Annotated in this window: 17 protein-coding genes; 11 read left to right on the top strand and 6 right to left on the bottom strand. The window is 64.2% G+C overall.

The annotated features are described in order from the left end of the window. Positions 1–241: 241 nt before the first annotated feature. A complete protein-coding gene (locus Pan44_RS06480; RefSeq protein ID WP_145028421.1) occupies positions 242–439 on the top strand; it encodes a hypothetical protein in 198 nt (65 codons plus the stop codon). Here Pan44_RS06480 and metW read toward each other — a convergent pair. After that, positions 436–1,137, bottom strand: a complete 702-nt coding sequence (gene metW, locus Pan44_RS06475; RefSeq protein ID WP_145028419.1) for a methionine biosynthesis protein MetW — start codon at positions 1,135–1,137, stop codon at positions 436–438. The genes Pan44_RS06480 and metW overlap by 4 nt on opposite strands. 77 nt (positions 1,138–1,214) lie before the next feature. Beyond that, positions 1,215–1,706: a hypothetical protein gene (locus tag Pan44_RS06470; protein WP_145028417.1), complete on the bottom strand. Its 492-nt coding sequence runs from the start codon at positions 1,704–1,706 to the stop codon at positions 1,215–1,217. A 138-nt stretch (positions 1,707–1,844) separates the two neighbouring features. On the opposite strand from Pan44_RS06470, the gene Pan44_RS06465 reads away from it, so the two are divergent. After that, on the top strand, positions 1,845–3,014 hold the full coding sequence (locus Pan44_RS06465) for a M24 family metallopeptidase (protein WP_145028415.1): 1,170 nt from the start codon (positions 1,845–1,847) through the stop codon (positions 3,012–3,014). A 160-nt stretch (positions 3,015–3,174) separates the two neighbouring features. On the opposite strand, the gene lpxB is transcribed toward Pan44_RS06465, so the two are convergent. The 4 genes from lpxB to Pan44_RS06445 form a co-directional block, all read right to left on the bottom strand. Continuing rightward, positions 3,175–4,332 (bottom strand): lipid-A-disaccharide synthase, encoded by a 1,158-nt coding sequence (gene lpxB, locus Pan44_RS06460; RefSeq protein ID WP_145028413.1) that lies wholly within the window; start codon positions 4,330–4,332, stop codon positions 3,175–3,177. A 117-nt stretch (positions 4,333–4,449) separates the two neighbouring features. Further along, a complete protein-coding gene (locus Pan44_RS06455; RefSeq protein ID WP_197453902.1) occupies positions 4,450–5,124 on the bottom strand; it encodes an alpha/beta fold hydrolase in 675 nt (224 codons plus the stop codon). Positions 5,125–5,194: 70 nt separating this feature from the next. After that, the gene (locus Pan44_RS06450; RefSeq protein ID WP_145028409.1) at positions 5,195–5,674 is read right to left on the bottom strand and encodes a hypothetical protein; all 480 of its coding nucleotides are present in this window, start codon (positions 5,672–5,674) and stop codon (positions 5,195–5,197) included. 107 nt (positions 5,675–5,781) lie between these two features. Next, positions 5,782–6,795, bottom strand: a complete 1,014-nt coding sequence (locus Pan44_RS06445) for a ribose-phosphate diphosphokinase (protein ID WP_145028407.1) — start codon at positions 6,793–6,795, stop codon at positions 5,782–5,784. Between the two features lie 20 nt (positions 6,796–6,815). Here Pan44_RS06445 and Pan44_RS06440 point away from each other — a divergent pair, with 20 nt between their 5' ends. The 9 genes from Pan44_RS06440 (at position 6,816) to Pan44_RS06400 (ending at position 17,998) form a co-directional block, all read left to right on the top strand. Continuing rightward, on the top strand, positions 6,816–8,234 hold the full coding sequence (locus Pan44_RS06440; RefSeq protein ID WP_145028405.1) for a hypothetical protein: 1,419 nt from the start codon (positions 6,816–6,818) through the stop codon (positions 8,232–8,234). A gap of 158 nt (positions 8,235–8,392) precedes the next feature. Further along, positions 8,393–9,004: a sigma-70 family RNA polymerase sigma factor gene (locus tag Pan44_RS06435; protein ID WP_145028403.1), complete on the top strand. Its 612-nt coding sequence runs from the start codon at positions 8,393–8,395 to the stop codon at positions 9,002–9,004. Continuing rightward, complete coding sequence (locus Pan44_RS06430; RefSeq protein ID WP_145028401.1) at positions 9,001–10,464, top strand: FecR family protein; 1,464 nt, start codon at positions 9,001–9,003, stop codon at positions 10,462–10,464. Before Pan44_RS06435 ends, Pan44_RS06430 begins: the two co-directional genes overlap by 4 nt. Continuing rightward, positions 10,461–10,883, top strand: a complete 423-nt coding sequence (locus tag Pan44_RS06425) for a carboxypeptidase-like regulatory domain-containing protein (RefSeq protein ID WP_145028399.1) — start codon at positions 10,461–10,463, stop codon at positions 10,881–10,883. The genes Pan44_RS06430 and Pan44_RS06425 overlap by 4 nt, the downstream gene beginning before the upstream one ends. A 118-nt stretch (positions 10,884–11,001) precedes the next feature. Continuing rightward, entirely contained in the window at positions 11,002–12,003 is a 1,002-nt protein-coding gene (locus tag Pan44_RS06420) for a DUF1559 domain-containing protein (RefSeq protein ID WP_197454094.1), read from the top strand. A gap of 80 nt (positions 12,004–12,083) precedes the next feature. Further along, positions 12,084–13,505, top strand: a complete 1,422-nt coding sequence (locus Pan44_RS06415; RefSeq protein ID WP_145028395.1) for a sulfatase-like hydrolase/transferase — start codon at positions 12,084–12,086, stop codon at positions 13,503–13,505. Positions 13,506–13,857: 352 nt separating this feature from the next. Next, entirely contained in the window at positions 13,858–14,430 is a 573-nt protein-coding gene (locus Pan44_RS06410) for a carboxypeptidase-like regulatory domain-containing protein (RefSeq protein WP_145028393.1), read from the top strand. A gap of 401 nt (positions 14,431–14,831) precedes the next feature. After that, a complete protein-coding gene (gene tpx / locus Pan44_RS06405; RefSeq protein ID WP_145028391.1) occupies positions 14,832–15,332 on the top strand; it encodes a thiol peroxidase in 501 nt (166 codons plus the stop codon). A 101-nt stretch (positions 15,333–15,433) separates the two neighbouring features. Beyond that, positions 15,434–17,998, top strand: coding sequence for a PQQ-binding-like beta-propeller repeat protein (locus Pan44_RS06400; protein ID WP_145028389.1), 2,565 nt, complete (start codon positions 15,434–15,436; stop codon positions 17,996–17,998). The last annotated feature ends 91 nt before the right edge of the window (positions 17,999–18,089 follow it).

Here is an 18,089-nt window from a genome sequence, read left to right as displayed (position 1 = left end):
TCCGCAACGCGGAGGGGGTTCTATCGGGAAGCGGCTATTCGTGCGAGACGGACTTCGGCGGATTTTGCGTGACAGGCCGAAACGTCGGGAAGTAGTATTGACGTTAGACCGGAGTGCAGCCCGATCGCGAGAGCTGGCGTATTCTGCGCAGCATGCCTGCTCGAGACAAGTGCCATTGGGCGAGTGAAAACCCTCTTTGGTGGTGATTGATCCGCGATCTGGCTTCAAGAAGGAGAGAGCCATGGAAACGAACAGCCGGAAAACGGAGTTCGACAGCGCGATCATCCGCGTCGAAATGCTCAAGCGGTTCCAACTGACGGCGCAGGCGAAGGCCGGAGACGACGAGGGGCGTTCGCTCGAAGTGGACGGCAAATGTGTCCGCCTGGCTCCGCAGCAGCGTGAGCTTTCGACCGCTCCTTTTGGCAAGGACCGGATCTAGTTCGACGCGGTGGGAGCCGCCGTTCCTGCCTCGAAAACGGGGGCCGAGGTGATGGCGGCTTTCTCGTCGGGACGATCGGATCGTTCGAGGACGTAGAGGGCGCTGTGCGCGCGGAGGTTGGCTCCCCAGGCGCGGTCGACGGCACGACCGCCGATGATCGGCAGCTCTTTCACGATGCGGAAGTTGCCGCGGCCCGCCAGCTCACGGAAATCGCGCAGCGTCAGGAAGTGGACGTTCGGCGATTCGAACCATTCGTAGGGAAGGGAGTCGGTGACCGGTGCTCGGCCGGCCCAGGCGACCTGGAGGCGGACTTTCCAGTGGCCGAAGTTGGGGACGACGACGAGGGCTCTCCGGGCGATCCGGAAGATTTCATTGAGGAGCTGCTTGGGACGACTGACCTGCTGCAGGGTCTGGCTGAGGACGGCGAAGTCGAAGGCGCGGTCCGGGATGTCGCTGAGTTCGACGTTGAGGTCGGCCCGAATGATCGGGAGCCCCTTCTCGATGGCGGCGACGAGGAAATCTTCATCCCTCTCAACGCCCATGACGGAGCATCCGCGTTCATCACGGAGGCGGGCCAGGAGTCGGCCATCGCCACAGCCGAGGTCGAGCACGCGGCTGCCGGTCTCGATCTGCTGCATGAGCAGGTCGTCGGCGAGGATGTCGCGGGGGTCGGGGAGGAAGATTCGCTTGGCACACATGGCAGGACGATGATAGCGGGGCGGGAAGGCGTGGCGAGTTCCGGCCGGCGCTCCCCGCGGGTCATGGGCCTCGCGGGTCATGGGCCTCGGAGTGCAGGGGCGAGAGGCGGATCGGCGGCGAGGGCGAGGCCGAGGGCCTGTTCCAGCTGCTGCACGACATTGCCATCGGGGGGGGAGACACGCTGGATTCTCAGTTGGGAACCTCGAATCTCCCCGGAAAGGGCGTTCAGCATGGTGTGCATTCGAGTGAGGAACTGCGGGAGTTCTTCGACGGTCAGGTCGTGCCGCAGGAGCGTGGTTTCGGTCTGGGAACGCTGACGGCGGAGCCGTGAGAGGGTCCGGCCCTCGCTGCGATAGAGAAAACCGTCGACGTAGGCGCGTCGGAGGCGGCCGTCGCGGTCAAAGTGGTAGACCTCGTCGGGGCCGAAGAACAGGGACCAGCCGCCGGTCGATTCCCTGCGTCCGGCACAGACGGATCGTTGAGACTGACCGGGTTGGAACTCGACGCGAGGGGAGAGCGCGGCCAATTCGGCAAAGAGGTCTTCGCGGTCGGATTCGTGCCTGGCCATTGGAGATTTCTCTCAGGAAGAGGCGTCGCGGCCTGCGTCGGTCTGGTATGATCGAGTCGGCGTTGACAGGATGTTCGCTCCAGAAGGTGGCAACGGAACGACATTGGCCCTCAGGCCTCCGACCTTTCCCCGTTTGCGATGTCGCCGACGCGTCCCTCCGTCCTCGAACCGATCTCGGCCGCCGAGCTGCAGGCCATCGATCCTGATCGCGTTCGCGAGGTCGAGCGTCGTCACGAATTGTTGGTCGAGTATCTGGCGCTTCGCAATCTTCAGGGGTTGCTTCTTCTACGGCCGGAAAACTTTGCGTGGCTGACGTTCGGAGGAGACAACACGCGCCGGGGAAGCTCGCGGACGACGGCGGCGCTGTTCGTGACACCGGAAGCGCGGCTGGTGCTGTGCAACTCGGCCGACTCGGGGCAGATCTTCGATCATGAACTGGGGGGCCTCGGCTTCCAGCTGAAAGAGCGTCCGTGGACCGAGGATGTTTCGGTTCTGTGCCAGGATCTGTGCCGCGGGAGGTCGTTTGCGGACGACACGTCGCCCGGTCAAAGCACGAATGCGGATCTGGCGGACTTTCGGATTTCCCTGGCGAGCAACGATCACGCCCGATTGCGCTCGCTGGGCCACGACCTGGCGCACTGCGTGGAAGCGGCCGCGAGGAACTGCTCGCTGGGCGAGACAGAGGCGGAGGTGGCGGGCCAGCTGGCGCATCGGATGATGAAGCGGGAGATTACTCCGGCGACAATCCAGGTGATGGCGGACGGGCAGGGCCGGCGCTATCGGCACTGGGCGTACGGGCACGACCGAATTGAACGTTTCGTGACGCTGAGCGCCGTGGGGCGGCGTCACGGTCTGCATGTGGGCGTCGCGCGGACCGTCTGTTTCAACAGTCCTCCGCAGGAGCTGCTGGACTGGCATCAGCATGCCAGCCTGGTGCAGGCGACGGGTATCTATTTCAGCCGGGCCCACTGGTCGCTGGGCGATGTGTGGACACGGATTGCGCGGATCTATGAGAAGTTCGGCGAAGCGGAAGAGTGGCGCGCGGCCGAGCAGGGGGAAGTGATCGGGTATGCGCCGGTGGAGCACCTGATTGTTCCGCGGAGCGAGCGCCAGTTGCCGGCAGGTTCGGCGATTTTCTGGCATCCTTCGGTGCGCTCTTCGGCCGTGGGAGATACGGTGCTGGTTCGTGAGGGGCGCGTCGAGATGCTGACGCAGACGGACAGCTGGCCGACGCTTCCGATTGCCGTGAAGAACGATCCGGTGCCGCAGCCGGCGATTCTGTGTCGTGAGACTCCGCAGCCGGGTTAAGGGGTTCGCTTCGATTGCACTGGCGGAGCCAGTGCCACCCCCGGGCAGGCGGCACCACCTTGAGGGGCGCTGGGAACGCTTGCGGCTTCCAGGAAACTCTCTCGGAACGTTGGAGAACCAATTGTTCACCGACCGGCGGCTAGCGCCTTGCCGCTCACGACTAGGCGGCGCGTGCGGTGGAGTTGCTGGAGCGCAGGAGGGAGTCAACGGCTCGGGAGATTCCGCCGCGGGTGGCAGCGACTGCGGCGAGCTCGCGCATTTCGCTCGCGGTGCGCTGAAGTGCGACGGGGTCGGACAGCCAGCGATCGAGTTCCGCGGTGATCTTCGTCACGTTGGCATCGGAGTGCCGGGCCAGCGGGAACTCGGGCATGAGCGGGCGGTTGACCATCATGTTCGGCAGCGACATGTAGTCGCACTGTCCGAGGAACCGGCCGAGCAGGTACATCGATGGGGAACAGCGGTACATCGCCGTCGCCGGCTTCCCGCGGGAGAGGACTTCCAGGCTGACGGAGCCGGAGACCATGAGGATGCAGTCGGCCGTCGCGATGATCTCGGACGTTTCGCCGAGGCAGAAGTCGACAGGCAGCTCTCGTCCATCTTCGCGGAGGACGTTCTCACAGAACTGGCGCTGGGACTGCCTGAAGCAGGCGACGGGAAAGCGGACGTCGGGGTGCTTTCGCGCGAGGCGCTCGACGACGTCGAGCATCATGGGGAAGTTGCGGCGGACTTCCTGGTTTCGTGATCCGGGAAGGATGGCGCAGCGTCGCGGAGCGGAGCGTTCGAGGCGGCGGCAGACCTCGCGGTCGAGAGGTCGTTCGGCGACCTCGTCGTAGAAGGGGTGGCCGACATACTCGGCCGGCATGCCGCGGTCGTTGTACCAGTCGGCCTCGAAGGGGAGGACCGAGAGGACGCGGTCGACGAGGCGGCGCATCTTGCGGATCCGCCAGCCGGCCCAGGCCCACATCTGCGGCGGGCAGTAGTAGATGACCTCGATGCCAGCTTCCTTTGCGGCGCTGGCGATCCACCAGTTGAAGCCGGGAAAATCGATCAGGACGCAGACATCGGGCCGGGCTGCCCGGAGGAACTGCTTTGCGCGGAGGTACTGGGAATAGAACCGGGGGATCATGGGGAGGACTTCGGTCACTCCCATGACGGCCATGTCGGTGAGTCGGAAGAGCGAGTCGAAGCCGGCCTTCTCCATGAGAGGGCCGCCGAATCCGGAGCAGTGGATGGACGGGTCGCGGCGGCGCAATTCAGCGATGAGGTGAGCGCCGTGCTGATCGGCACTCGGTTCACCGACGGAAAAGAAGACGTGCATGGCCGGGACTCTCCGCGACTTTGTCGTGAACGGGAGGGGAAACGTCCGGCAAAACGGGGAGATGAGTCAAGATCAGTCGCTGACTGCGGCGTGGGAAGGCGGGGGCTTCGGGGCGATTCAGCCGCTGTGCGTGAGCAGCAGCGGCGCGATCCACTTCCGGATAAACGCCCGGTTTGTGCAGGAGAGATGCCCGCCGGTGTTCCAGTCGCGGAGCATTTCGAGGCGAAACGCAATCTCCTGGAGTCGGGGATCGGCCGGACGGGCGAACCCGACGGCGCCGGCCGCGGGGGCGTGTCTGCCATCGACGGTGCCGAAGAGCGTCGTCAGGGCGCCGAGGTAGACGATGTCACCGATGGAGCGGTAGTTCCAGATGCCCTGTTCGACGTGGGCGAGGGCTCGTTCGAGAGGGAACCCGGGGGAAATGGCGGGGACGATCATCACGATGCCGGTGACGCCCGTTCCTTCCGGCAGACCTTCGGCAGCCAGCAGCGAGAGGGCGCCTCCGCCAGAGTGGCCGACCAGATAGACAGGACGGCCGGGGTGCTCCGCCCGATAGGCGAGGATCTTCTCTTTCAGGATCAGCGCCTGCCGTGCGTGGAGCTTGCGGCTGCGGAGGTTGTAGATGGCCCAGAGGGGGCCATCGGTCCAGTCGTAGATCTCGATCCCGTAGGGAACTCCGCCGTCGACCAGGCCGGCTGCGATTCCGCGATTGAGGAAGCTGCGCCCTTCGATGCCGGGCAGGACGATCACGTAGCCCTGTTCCAGCCTTTCGGGTTCGAGCCAGGCATTCACAGGCGGGCCCGCCGGAATGTGAGATCAGACATCTGAAGACTGCAGGCCGGGAGAGTCCGGCCGACGGTGATCAGTGGTGGTCGTGATGAACCGCGAGATGTGCGGCGTGGCCGTGGTCGTCGCCATGTCCGTGGGCATCGCCGTGCGAGGCATGGGCTTCGGCGAGGGCTGGCTCATCAAAGCGAATGAGCGACTTGCAGAAGCCGTTGAGCTGGGCGGTTCCACAGAGGAAGGCGATGAAGGTGAGGGCTGTCGTATAGGCGAACTTGCCGGTGATGTTGCTGACGTTCAGTCCGAGGATGTGATGGACGCCATCGGGCGGGGGAGCGATGACGCTCCAGACGAGGACGACCATGGCAAAGAGGAGGGCGACTCCGATCCACCCGCCGCGCTGGAAGAGGACGGGCCAGAGCGCCAGCCAGTTGACGGCGAGGAGCCAGAAGGCGATCCAGGCGAAGAGGGGCGTCCAGGGGAGGAGGGTGTTTGCGACCTCGACCAGGAACGACAGCAGCGACGTGACGACGTTCAGCAACGACTGCAGCAGTTCCATGGGAAGCGTCCTGCAACGACCAGATAGGGAGTCGGGGATCGACGGAACGAGCCGGCAGTTTGGCCGAGCGGGAGGCAAATGTGAAGTCGTGCAGGCGGGCTCGTCGCCTACAGCGGCGTTCCGGGGGGGCCGCCGGGGAAGAGCTGGCTGACGCTGGTGCGGTCGTGGATGGAGCGGATGGCTTCGGCGAACAGCTTGGCGACGGAGACGATGCAGATGTTCGGAGGGAGTGGGTCCTGCTGCGGCTCGATGGTGTCGGTCATGAACAGCAGCTTGATTCGGCTGGCGGCGATCCGGGCGGCGACGCCTTTGGCCAGCGCTCCGTGGGAGACGGCGGCGTAGATGTCTTTCGCGCCGCGGGCGGCCAGGACGTCGGCCATGGCGATGAGCGTTCCGCCGGAGATCGTGAAGTCGTCGGTGATGAGGACGTTCTTGCCCTGCACGTCGCCGATGACTTCCAGCACTTCGGCCCGCTCGGAGTGGTCGCGTCGGGTTTTGTTGCCGATGACGACCGGAACGCCGAGGTAGTTGGCGTAGGCGGAGGCGTTCTTGGCGAACCCGATATCGGGGCTGCAGACGACGAGATCGGGGATGTTGAGCTGCTTGATGTGATCGCACATCACGTAGCGGGCGTAGAGGTGGTCCACAGGGATGTGGAAGAAGCCCTGGATCTGCGGGGAATGCAGGTCCATCATGAGGCAGCGTTCGGCTCCGGCCCCCTGGATGGCGTCGGCGCAGACGCGGGCGCGGATCGAAACGCGGGGCTCATCCTTCTTGTCGCCCTTGGCGTAGCTGAAATAGGGGACGACGGCGGTGACGTGGTTGGCGCTGGCGCGTCTGAGGGCGTCGATCCAGAAGAGGAGTTCGACGAAGTTGTCGTTCACCGGCTGGTGGACGCCCTGGATGATGAAGCAATCGCGTCCGCGGACGTTTTCGAGGATCCGGACGAAGACGTTGCCGTCGCTGAAGTAGTGGGCCTCACAGGGGATGAGCTCGACGCCGAGTTCGGCCGCGATCTTTCTGGCGAGCTGGGTGTTCGCCGAGCCGGCGAGCAGGCAGAGTTCGCCATGAGCGGTCTGGAAGGAGACGGGGCGAGGACCGGACGGACGTGCAGGAGGCATTGGGCAGAGGGGCGAGAGAGGTGGAACGGGGTTATAGTAGAGGGGCAGGGTTTAAATCGGAAACGGGCCGGACAATCGGGCTTCACCGCGACTTTCAGACGCAGGTGTCGATGAGCAGGAAAAACTGGAAGCGGTGCGGCCTGCTGGCCGCGATGGCGTTGGCCGCGACGTATTTCGTGGTGGTCCTGAACAGCGTTTCGTTCTGGCCGAACCGGGAGCCATTCCTCGCGGAGGTTCCGATCCAGGAGAGTGCCCGCCGCGTGCGCCTGTTGCGTCTTGGCGAGGGGCCGCTGCGATACGCGGCGAAGGATCCGCGACCGGAGTTCGTCCGGCGGATCAGTCCGACGTTTGTGCGGAGGATTCCCCGCGACCGTGAGGTGGACGTTGGGGGGATGATGCCCGTCGGGATCTTCGACCGGTTCAGAATGGACGAAGTTCCTGCTGCGCACCTGCTTCTGCGGGCCGTCGATTCGAACGGGGACTATGTGGTTGATTCGACACTCGGAAGGAAACAGATCGAACTGATTGACTCGAAGGGGTTCTCCTTTCTCTCCAACAAGGTGGATTCGGGACGTCGCCGTGGAGGACTCGAGCTGGAGCGGTGGACTTGCGTTCCGAGACGCGATGAGGAACTTCGGATTGGCCTGTTCGACCGGAATCCGGGGGTGGCTCCGATCGAAATGACGATCAGGAACCCGTTTTTCAAGACGGACACTCCGGTGTGGATGGGAAGCCCTCTGCCGCAGTCGCAGTACATGGAGGGGACGAAGGTGACGCTGGAGGGCCTGTCGTTCGGCGTTCTGGGGCTCCAGGCACGTGTGCGGGCGGAGGGGCTTGCCTGGAAGTCGAGCGATGTTTCAAACTGGTTCGAGGACGCGACCGGCAATCGCGGACTTTGGCTTTCTCCGGACGAGCCTGCGTGGAAGGTGCATGTCAGGATTCGTCCATTCACGTCGGCATCGGTTCAGGAGGGGGCGATGGTCCAGTTGCCGCCGATTGAGCAGCCGAAGGGCGAGGAGCCGGTTCGGTTGAATCAGACCATTTCCATCGGCGGAACGGAGATCCAGCTGGTGGAAGTCAGTCTGCCGAAGAGTGTGGCTCAAGAAGGGCAGCAATCGTCCCGGCCCTCCGGACACCTGGTGTTCAAAGCGCATGCACGCTTCAAGCATGGGCCGTATTCCGTCTTTTTTCGCAGGGTTGGCGACCGCCGCCTGGATTCAGCCATTCATATCCAAACCGGCGACAGACAGAACCGCGAGTCGCACATCGTGGCCTCCGTGACGCGGCCGGAAAACAACGCACCGGTGATGGTCGAGCTGGGGGTGGTCGCCGATCGGGAGCTGACTTTCCTGGTCACGCCTCCGGAAGAGTTTAAGACGGCGATGCGGGAGCACGTTGTTCAGAGTCGACTTGGGAAACCACAGAAACAGAGGGAGTGACGGCCTCAGGGGCTTCGGATGTGACCTTTGCGGAGGGGCATGGCGGCGGGGATGGTCGGGGAATCTGAAAAAGATGGAGGCGATCGGGATTTCGGGGGTCCAATCGGTTCATCCGTCGACATCTGAGGGGTGAGTTCTCCGGAGCGTGAGGAAAGCGAATGCGCCGTCGCTTTGCCGATACGGCCGAGACGTCGCTGCCCGTCGTCGATGGGTTCGAGGAGGGTGTTTCCTCGGGGGAGGAGGCCCGGCAGGCGGAGTTTCTCGGCCTGTACACGCGGAATTATCGTTCGGTGTACGGGCTGTTGCTGGCGTTCGTGGCGGATCCGGCGGCGGCGGACGACCTGATGCAGCAGACGTCGATGCTGCTGTGGGCCAAGTATTCGGAGTTCGATGGCGAGGGGGAGGCTCCCCATGAGGAATTTGGCCGGTGGGCGCGGACGATCGCGAGGAACGTCGCCCGCAATTTCCGGAGGCTGCAGCACAGCCGGCCTGTGATTTTCGATGATGACCTGCTGGCCAAGATCGCTTGGACCCGGGCGGCGGCGGATGAACTGCTCGAACTGAGGCGAGGCGCGCTCAAGAGCTGCCTGAAGCACCTGCCGGCGGCCGACGCGGCGCTTCTGCAGGCGTGTTATGGAGGGAACTCGAATCCGGCGGAGCAGGCCGCCGGAAGCGGGCGGACCCGCGACGCCGTCTACAAGGCGCTTCGGCGAATCCGGGTGCGGTTGTACCGCTGCGTCAGCCATCGCCTGCACCAGGAGGAACGGTGACGCTTCGTCCTTCCCAATCGACGCAATGGCTCGAGACGATCGATGCGTTCATCGCCGGTCAGCTCGATGCGGCGTCGGTGCACAAGTTTCAGGAGCGGCTGCGTCACGATCCGGAGGCCCGGCTCGTCTACATCGAGTACCTGGATCTGCATTTCGACCTGCTGGAGGAGGCCGGAGGACTGGCGCCGGCCGAGACGGTGGCCCGGAGCGCCCGACATCCCCGGTCGCGGAAGGCAGTGCTCGCCGGGGTTGCGGCGGCGGTGATGGCGTTGGTTGCCTGGCGGTTCTGGCCAGGGAACGGACCGCTGCCGGTCATTGCGGACCGTGTCCCTGTGGCGTCCGCGCCGGATGTCACGGTTCCTGAACCCGCGGCCGCACCGATCGCGGCACGGATTGTCCGCCTGGGGGATGTCCGGTGGACCGACTCCGGTCTGATCCCGGGGGAGGGAGACACGCTTCGTGCGGGGGACGTCCTCGATTTTACGGGGGGATCGGTCGAGCTTGAATTTGAATCGGGAGTGCGTGCGTGCCTGGTGTCGGCTGAGGGAGGGACTTCCCGGCTGCGGATCATGTCGTCGAATGCCTGCCAGTTTGAATCGGGGTGTGGCACGTTCTCGGTGCCGGAGCAGGCCCGCGGCTTCTCTGTGGAGACAGCGGGGGGGCGGTACGTCGATCATGGGACGGAATTCGGGGTCTCCGTGGACCCGCGGGGGCCCAGCCAGGTGCATGTGATCGACGGAGAGGTCGAGGCGATCACCCGCCGGCCTTCACCGCCGATGAAGTTGTCCAAAGGCTCGGCGGCCGCGCTAGATGGGGCGGGCGAGTCGGTGGTGGCGGTGGAATTCCGTCCCCGCGAGTTTCTGCGTCCGGCGACGCTCGCCTGGGGGCTGGAGCAGTATTCGAACGAGATCGCGCCGCACCTGGTGCTTCCCCCGAGCCTCAAGCGGGACGCCAATCTTGCGCAGGGGGCGACGCACCTGCTTCTGGAGCGACGGGGAATCGTGACTGAAGCGGATTGGGAGAACGATTCGGCCAGCGTTTTCGAAGTGACGGAATCCGGAAAAACTGCGGCGCGCCGGTCCCTGGTTCCCGCGGGAGCGCGTGTCGACTCGTACCTGTTCCATGCGTCTCCCTCGATGGGGCGGGGGCGGCGAGACCTTTCCGGAGAGGTTCGATTCCGGCGACCAGTTCTCGCCGTCATCACGGAGACGGACGACCTGATTCGCAGCAAGGACGTGTTCGGAAGCCCGGACGTGCAGTACGCCCCGGACGTGGGGCATGGACTCGAGACCGTGGTGGGGGCGGACGCCAAAGACCGCGTCGACGTGATCGAGTTGTCCGAGGACCGTCGGACGTTGCGATTCTCACTGAACCTCGGGAATGCCATCGACCAGTTCCGCGTGCTGGTGTCGGCGGACGATGTCCCTGCGCTGCCAGCCGATTCCAGGGGGAAGAAATGACGGGCTCGTTCAGAATGGTTTCGCTGTGCGCTGTCGTGCTTCTGGCCGGTTGCAGCCGGAATGAATTGCTCTCGGAAGTGACCGGGCGCGTCACGCTGGATGGTCGCCCGCTCACGGATGCGATGATCATCTTCAGTCCGACGGGGACGGGGACGACGTCGTACGGCCGGACCGACAGCGATGGGCGATATCGGATGCTGTTTCGCGACAACGAATACGGGGCCTGGCTGGGAGAGAACCTCGTGAGGATCTCGACGTTCGATCTCGGTTCGGGCGACGTGGCCGGAAAGAAGGAGCTTGTTCCGGCGGTCTACAACACGAGGTCGACCACGAAGGTGACCGTGGCGTCGGGGGCGAACACGCACGATTTCGATCTGAAGTCGGACGCGGGGAAGATCATCCAGGGGCCGAAGGACTGAGTGTCGTTGCGGACTGCAGGCCCGGGGTTGCAGTTTGGAGTGAACGGGCCGTCGTATGGGCCAGGGATTGAGGAGTGATTCGGGGTTCAGCGTTTTCCATCTCCTTGAAGAGGCCGTCATGTTCCGCCAGAGAATCCGTGCTGCCTTCACGCTGATCGAGCTGCTCGTGGTGATCGCGATCATTGCCATCCTGATCGCGCTGCTTCTTCCGGCGGTGCAGCAGGCGCGGGAGGCCGCCCGCCGGACTCAATGCCGCAACAAGCTGAAGCAGATCGGGCTGGCGATGCACAACTACGAGAGCACGCACCGGGTTCTTCCGCCGGGGTTCCTGTTCCAGGGGAACCTGATGGCCAATCGGGGTGATCGTCCCAACCGTGCTCCGGGCTGGGCGTGGTCGACGATGATCCTGCCGTTCGTTGACCAGGCGCCGATCTACAACCAGATGGACTTCACGGGGAGGAAGATGTGGGAGGAGCCGAACCGGACGCTGATCTCGTCGAAGATCGAGATCGCGCAGTGTCCTTCGTCCCCGATTCCGCCGTATTTCAAAGTGGGGACGACGGCGGGGAATCCTCCGTTTGGCTACGACACTCCGGGGCTGACGGCGACCAACTACGTTGCGGTCGGCGGGCCGTTTCAGCTGAGCCAGTACTTCGATTCGGCGGCGTCGCGGAAACTTGGAATCCTGATGGAGGACAGCAGCACGGGATTCCGGGACGTCTCGGACGGATTGTCGAACTCGCTGCTCGTCGGAGAGACCAATTACTGGGGTAACGGCAGCAGCGCCGGGACGGGGAGCTTCCTGTGGGATCCGGCGTGGTACGGACGGTACCAGTCCGCGAATGGCGGGACGGCCGATTCGCCGGAGAGCATCATGCGGGCCGGCGAATTCCGCATCAATCCGCCGTCGATCGCCTCGGTGGTGATCAAGCGGAACTCCTTCAGCAGCATGCACGTTGGCGGCGCATTCTTCACGCTGGGGGACGGTTCCGTGCGGTTCATTTCGGAGAACATTCAGCACACGGAAACGCCGTTCTCCGCCACGGTGAACTGGGTGACGGTCGGCACGTTCCAGCGTCTGTGCGCCCGGAACGATGGTCAGGTCGTTGGTGAGTTCTGACGGCCGCGATGATCTGATGGTCGCCTGGACCTGACGCCGCGTCCCCAATTTGACTGCTTCTGTGACCTCCAGAGGACTCCATGCGCATCGCCGCCCTGCTCGTTTTGAGTGCCCTTTCCACAACGGCCACGGCTGCTGAGAAGCCGAACATCCTGTTCCTATTCGCCGACGACATGACGTATGCGGCGATTCGGGAACTGGGGAACCCGGAGATCCAGACTCCGAATCTCGATCGCCTGGCGCGTCAGGGGACGTGTTTCACGCATGCCTCCAACATGGGGGGCTATCACGGGGCGGTGTGCGTGGCGAGCCGAACCATGCTGGTGACCGGGCGCTCGGTGTGGCGGGCGCGGGAACTGGACCACCAGATGAAGCAGAAGGAGGAGGTGGGGGCGCTGTGGCCTGAGCGCATGCACGCGGCGGGCTATGAGACGTATCACTCGGGGAAGTGGCACGTTTCGACGGACCCGGCCAAGAGGTTCGATCATCTCGGGCATTACCGCCCGGGGGGGATGCCGGCGACGGTTCCGGAGTCGTACAACCGTCCGCTGGCCGGGAAGCCCGACCCGTGGTCGCCTTCCGATCCGAAGCACAAGGGATTCTGGGAGGGTGGGAAACACTGGAGCGAAGTCGTCGCCGATGACGCGATCGGTTTCCTGGACGATGCGGCCACGCGCGGGAAGCCGTTCTTCATGTACATCGCGTTCAACGCGCCGCACGATCCGCGGCAGTCGCCGCAATCGTTCGTCGACCGCTATCCGGCGTCGCAGATCCAGGTGCCGAAGAGTTTCCTGCCGGAGTATCCGTGGAAGGACCAGATCGGGTGTGATCCCAAGCTGAGGGATGAGGCGCTCGGGCCGTTCCCGCGAACGGAGCACGCGGTCCAGGTGCACCGGCAGGAGTACTATGCGATCATCACTCATCTCGATGAGCAGATCGGCCGCATTCTCGACCACCTGGAAAAGTCGGGGAAAGCGGCCAATACGTACGTGTTCTTTACGGCGGATCACGGCCTGGCGGTGGGGCATCACGGGCTGATGGGGAAGCAGAACCTGTTCGACCACAGCGTGCGGGTTCCGTTCCTCGCGCGGGGTGAGAAGTTCCAGGCGGGGGGGCGTGTGGCGACTCCGATCTACCTGCAGGACGTCATGCCGACCTCGCTGGAGCTGGCGGGGGCCGAGATCCCGGAGAGCGTTGAATTCAAGAGCCTGCTCCCCCTGGCGGAGGGGCAGCCGTCGCCCCACCATGGGGATGCGATCTACGGGGCGTACACGATGACGCAGCGGAGCGTGACGAAGGACGGGTTCAAGCTGGTGGTTTATCCGAACGTTCCCAAGCTGCTGCTGTTCGACCTGAAGGCCGATCCGGACGAGATTCACGACCTGAGCGGCGAAACGGTGCACCAGGGGCGGGTCGCGACGATGTTTCAGGACTTGCAGATGCTTCAAAAGCGGCTGTCCGATCCGCTTGTTCTGCAGGCGTCGGCCTATGGTCTGCCATAGGGCAGATTCGCCCTGGTTTTCGAGGCATTGTTCAGAAATGGGCGAGCGTCACCGGCAGAACACGCCGGTGACGCTTTCATTTGGGCTGCCGGGTCTCTCTCCCTGTTGACCCTTCGGTTTTGCGGGGGGTAATCACGGTCGGTTGTTGTGAATCCCGCGTTTTGGCCGTCGAGCGGCAGGCGTGGATTCGCCCTCCCAGGACCGGCGTTCGTGCCGGCTCCCTTGATGCGAACAGAGAGAGAAAATGGCACGCGGTCGGATGCCGCGTTCCCGGGGTCAGGTTGCTCCTCAGCCGGAGAGTGACTTCGACAGGAGTGTCCCTCCGGCTGGATGAACGGAGAAAGGAGCGCCCATGACCAGACTCCGAACGCTTCGCTTCGCGATGGTGGTGACCGCCGGCCTCGGCGTTGCCGCCCCGCATTGTCTGCTGCAGGCCGGCGAGAAGCCGGTTGCGGCGAAGAAGGCTGCCCCGAAGGTGGCCGACGTCACTCTGACGCAGAACGGCGCCCTGGCGGGTGCTGTGGTTTCGGAAGCCGGCTCGCCGGTGGACGGGGCCATCGTCACGTTGACGAAGGAAGGCAAGCCCGTTGCCAAGACGACCACGAACGCCAAGGGGAAGTTTGCCCTGGCGAGCGTGCGGTCGGGCTCGTACGAGCTGAAGGCCGGCCACACGACGCGCCTGGTGCGTCTGTGGAACTCGGACGTGGCGCCCCCCGCCTCGGCTGAGAACGCCACCCTCGTGATGGACTCCACCACGGTTCGCGCTCAGGACGGATACTCTGATCCGTACTACGAGGCGGGCGGTCTGGACTTCATTTCGCTGGGCACCCTGGGCGTCGCCACGGCCGGACTGGCCGTTGGGATCGTCAACCAGTCGGACCTGAACGACATCCAGGACGACATCGACAGCGTTGGCAGCCCGTAAACCCGGGAACCTGAGACACAGCCCGGCGGCCGTCCTGATGCGGCCGCACGGAGACGACTTCCCCAGTCAGCCCCTTCTTGGATGAATGCGGATTTCTCACGGACGTTTCGGCGCTCCTTCCCCTCCCTGACGCTTCCCCCGCGTCAAAGTCCGCAGACTGCTTTCGAGCACTCATCCCCGCGACCACCCCCCGGTCGCGGGGATGATTTTTTTTGCGCTGGGGAATGGGGAAGGGGTTGGCGCCAAGAGGGGGGATTGGAAGTCGCTTGTGGGAGGCGGCCCTGCGGATCTCTCTCCGTTGAGCGCGGATTTGTTCAGTCACTTTGCGGGCTTTCGGGACCGGCCTATCATCTAGCGCATTCCAGCCACCTGAACTGTTTGCTTGCGAGAGGGACGCGCCGATGCCGCAGATCACGCTCAAGGGAAATCCGGTCAAACTGCCGGGAACCGAAATCAAAGTCGGCCAGAAGGCTCCCGATTTCAATCTGCAGGACGCCGGCCTTGCGGATGTGACGCTCGCCAGTTCGGCCGGCAAGACGCGGATCATCGCGGCTGTCCCCTCGATCGACACGCCGGTGTGCGCGCTGGAGACGAAGCGATTCAACGAAGAGGCGGGCAAGCTGGGCAATGTCGAAGTCCTCGTCGTCTCAATGGATCTGCCGTTCGGCCAGAAGCGATGGTGCGGCGCGGAAGGCATCAGCAGCGTCAAATGCCTGAGCGATCACCGGACCGGAAAGTTCGGCAAGGACTACGGCGTGCTGGTTGAAGGGGGTCCGTTCGACCGCGTGTATGCCCGGGCCGTGTTCGTCGTCGGTCCGGACGACGTGGTCAAGCACGTGGAATACGTAAAAGAGATCGCAGAGCACCCGAACTACGAGGCTGTTCTGGCCGCCGCGAAATAATCCCGCCCCCCGACCCCGCGAAGGTTCTTCGCGGGGTTTTTCGTGGCGGTGTTCGCCGTCGCGCCCGTTCCATCCCCTGGTCCCGCCCCCCACATCCTGCCATGCCGCTTCTTGCTCGCTTCACGTTCCTGGCTGCGATCGTGACGGCCACGATCGCCTCCGCCGCCGATCCGCTTGACTGGACCTACTGGCGAGGCCCGCGTTTCGACGGCACCTCGCCCGAGAAGAACATCCCTGACAAATGGGATCCGGACGGCGGCGAGGGGAGCAACCTCCTGTGGAAGGCTCCGATCGGCAGCCGGTCCACGCCGATCGTGATGAACGGCAAGCTGTATCTCATTACGGCGGACAAGCCGGATGTGGCGAAGGAGGAACGGGAAAAGATCGTCTGTCTTGACGCCGCGACCGGCGAGGTGAAGTGGGAGACGGCGTTCAACGTGTTCCTGACCGACGTGCCGCGCGAGCGGACCGGCTGGTCGAGCGTCTGCGGCGATCCGGAAACGGGCAATATTTTCTACATGGGCGTCGGCGCCACGTTCGCCTGTCTGAATGGCGAGACCGGAGCCATCCTGTGGGACAAGTCGCTGTTCGAGGAATACGGATTCCTGACGACCTACGGCGGCCGGACCAACTTCCCGCTCGTCCATGAGAACAACGTCATCATCTCGGCCGTGGTGATCGGCTGGGGGGAGCAGGCGAAGCCGAATCATCGGTTCATCGCGTTCGACAAGCGGAACGGCCAGCCGGTGTGGTTCGAAGGAACCCGTCCGCTGCCGGAAGATACGACGTACAGCGCCCCGGTGCTGGCGGTCGTCGACGGCGAGCTGCAGATGGTGGCCGGCGGGGGGGATGGATCGCTGTACGGTATTCAGCCCCGCACGGGCAAGAAGCTGTGGCAGTACGACATCTCTTCGCACGGACTCAATGTTTCACCGCTGGTGGTGAACAATCGCGTGTACTGCGGACACAGCGAAGAGAACCAGGACTCGAACGCGTCGGGGGCGGTCTTCTGCCTCGACGCCACCAAGAGGGGCAACATCACGAAGACGGGCGTGATCTGGCGGACCCTGGAAGTGATGGTCGGTCGAGCCTCGCCGCTTCTCGTTGGCGATCGCCTGTATGTCGCGGATGACGGCGGCAAGCTGTACGTCCTGAACGCGGAGGACGGCAAGCTGCTGGATAAGCGGGGCGCGAAGCTCGGCACGATGGTGCGGGCCAGCCCGATGTTTTTCGACGGCAAGATCTTCCAGAACGACGTGAACCGCGGGGCGTACATCTTCAAGCCGGCGGAAAAGGGCGTGGAGCAGCTCCACTACGTGCGGTTCGCGCGGGGCGAAGACTGCTTCGGCTCACCGATCTGCTCGCACGGCAAGGTTTACCTGCCGACGACGAGCAACCTGTATTGCTTCGGCAACAAGGACTGGAAGCCGACCGACGTCGATCCGATCCCGGAACCCGCGAAGGAAACTCCGAAGTCGTCGGACACCACGCCGGCGTGGGTGCAGGTGACTCCGGTCGAGGTCCTGCTGAAGCCGAAGTCGAAGCAGCCGTACCAGGTTCGGCTGTACAACGCCAAAGGCCAGTACCTGCGTCTGGCCAGCGCCGAGGACAAGGTCGAGTTTTCGATCAAGGGACCGGGCAAGATTTCGGAAACCGGCGAGTACGAGATCCCCGGCGACTTCCAGGGGCAGGCTGCGGTTTACGTGACCGCCAAGCTGGGCGAGCTGACGGGCGGCGCCCGGGCCCGGATCGTGCCGGACCTTCCCTGGAACTGGACCTTCGACGATGGCGAAGTGCCGATCACGTGGGTCGGCGCCCAGTACCGGCACGTGGTGATCGACTGGGATCTGTTCGAGAAGCTCCGCAAGGAGGACAAGCGGGCGGCGGAGATGTACCTGTACCTGTACCCGGCCCTGCAGAACCTCGGCGCACCGAAGATGACGCTCGACGACTCGACTCCGCAGCAGCGGTGGACCGAGTTCCTGCGGTATCTCAACCTGGAGACGGCGGCGGACCGTCCGCGGACGAAGGATGACGCGGAGAAGATGTTCGGCCCGTCCCTGCAGAAGCTGGTTGACGAGAAGGTCTTCGCCGGCGCCGAGTGGGGCGTCTGGGATCGTCCCACCAGCGAGGAAGGGAAGACCTACCCCGAGCCGCGGCTGACGCTGACGAAGGGGACGCGCGGCATCCAGGGGAACGGCGTCATGTGCAAGCTGATGACGATTCCCAAAGGCGCCCGCAGCCAGGGAACCATGGGACAGATCGACCTTCATGATTACACCATGCAGGCAGATGTCCTGGGTCTCGGGCGTGACGGGAAGCTACCGGACATCGGCCTCATCGCGCAGCGTTACGCCTGCGTGCTGATGGGGGCCAACCAGCAGATCCAGCTTCGGACGTGGCACGCTCAGCTCGAGCGGTTCTCGGCGGACTATCCGTTCGCCTGGGAGCCGGACACGTGGTACACCCTGAAGTTCTCGGCTTCGACCGAAGGGAACAAGGCGACCCTGCGGGCGAAGATCTGGAAGCGGGGGGAGACGGAGCCTTCGAACTGGATGGTCGAAGCGACGGACGACGTCGCCAACCGGATCGGCAGCCCGGGTCTGTTCGGGGACTCCAAGGTCGCGGAGTTCTTCTATGACAACCTGAGCGTGACGCCCAACTGACAGTTCCGGGGCGAGCGCTGAGCGCAATGGAAAAGCCGGTCGAGCAATCGACCGGCTTTTTCGTTGAGACGTGAACTCCAGCGAATTGATC

The sequence above is a fragment of the Caulifigura coniformis genome (assembly GCF_007745175.1).
GTDB lineage: Bacteria > Planctomycetota > Planctomycetia > Planctomycetales > Planctomycetaceae > Caulifigura > Caulifigura coniformis.
The sequence above is the reverse complement of the archived record's forward strand: the minus strand, read 5'-3'. Positions and strand labels throughout refer to the sequence as shown.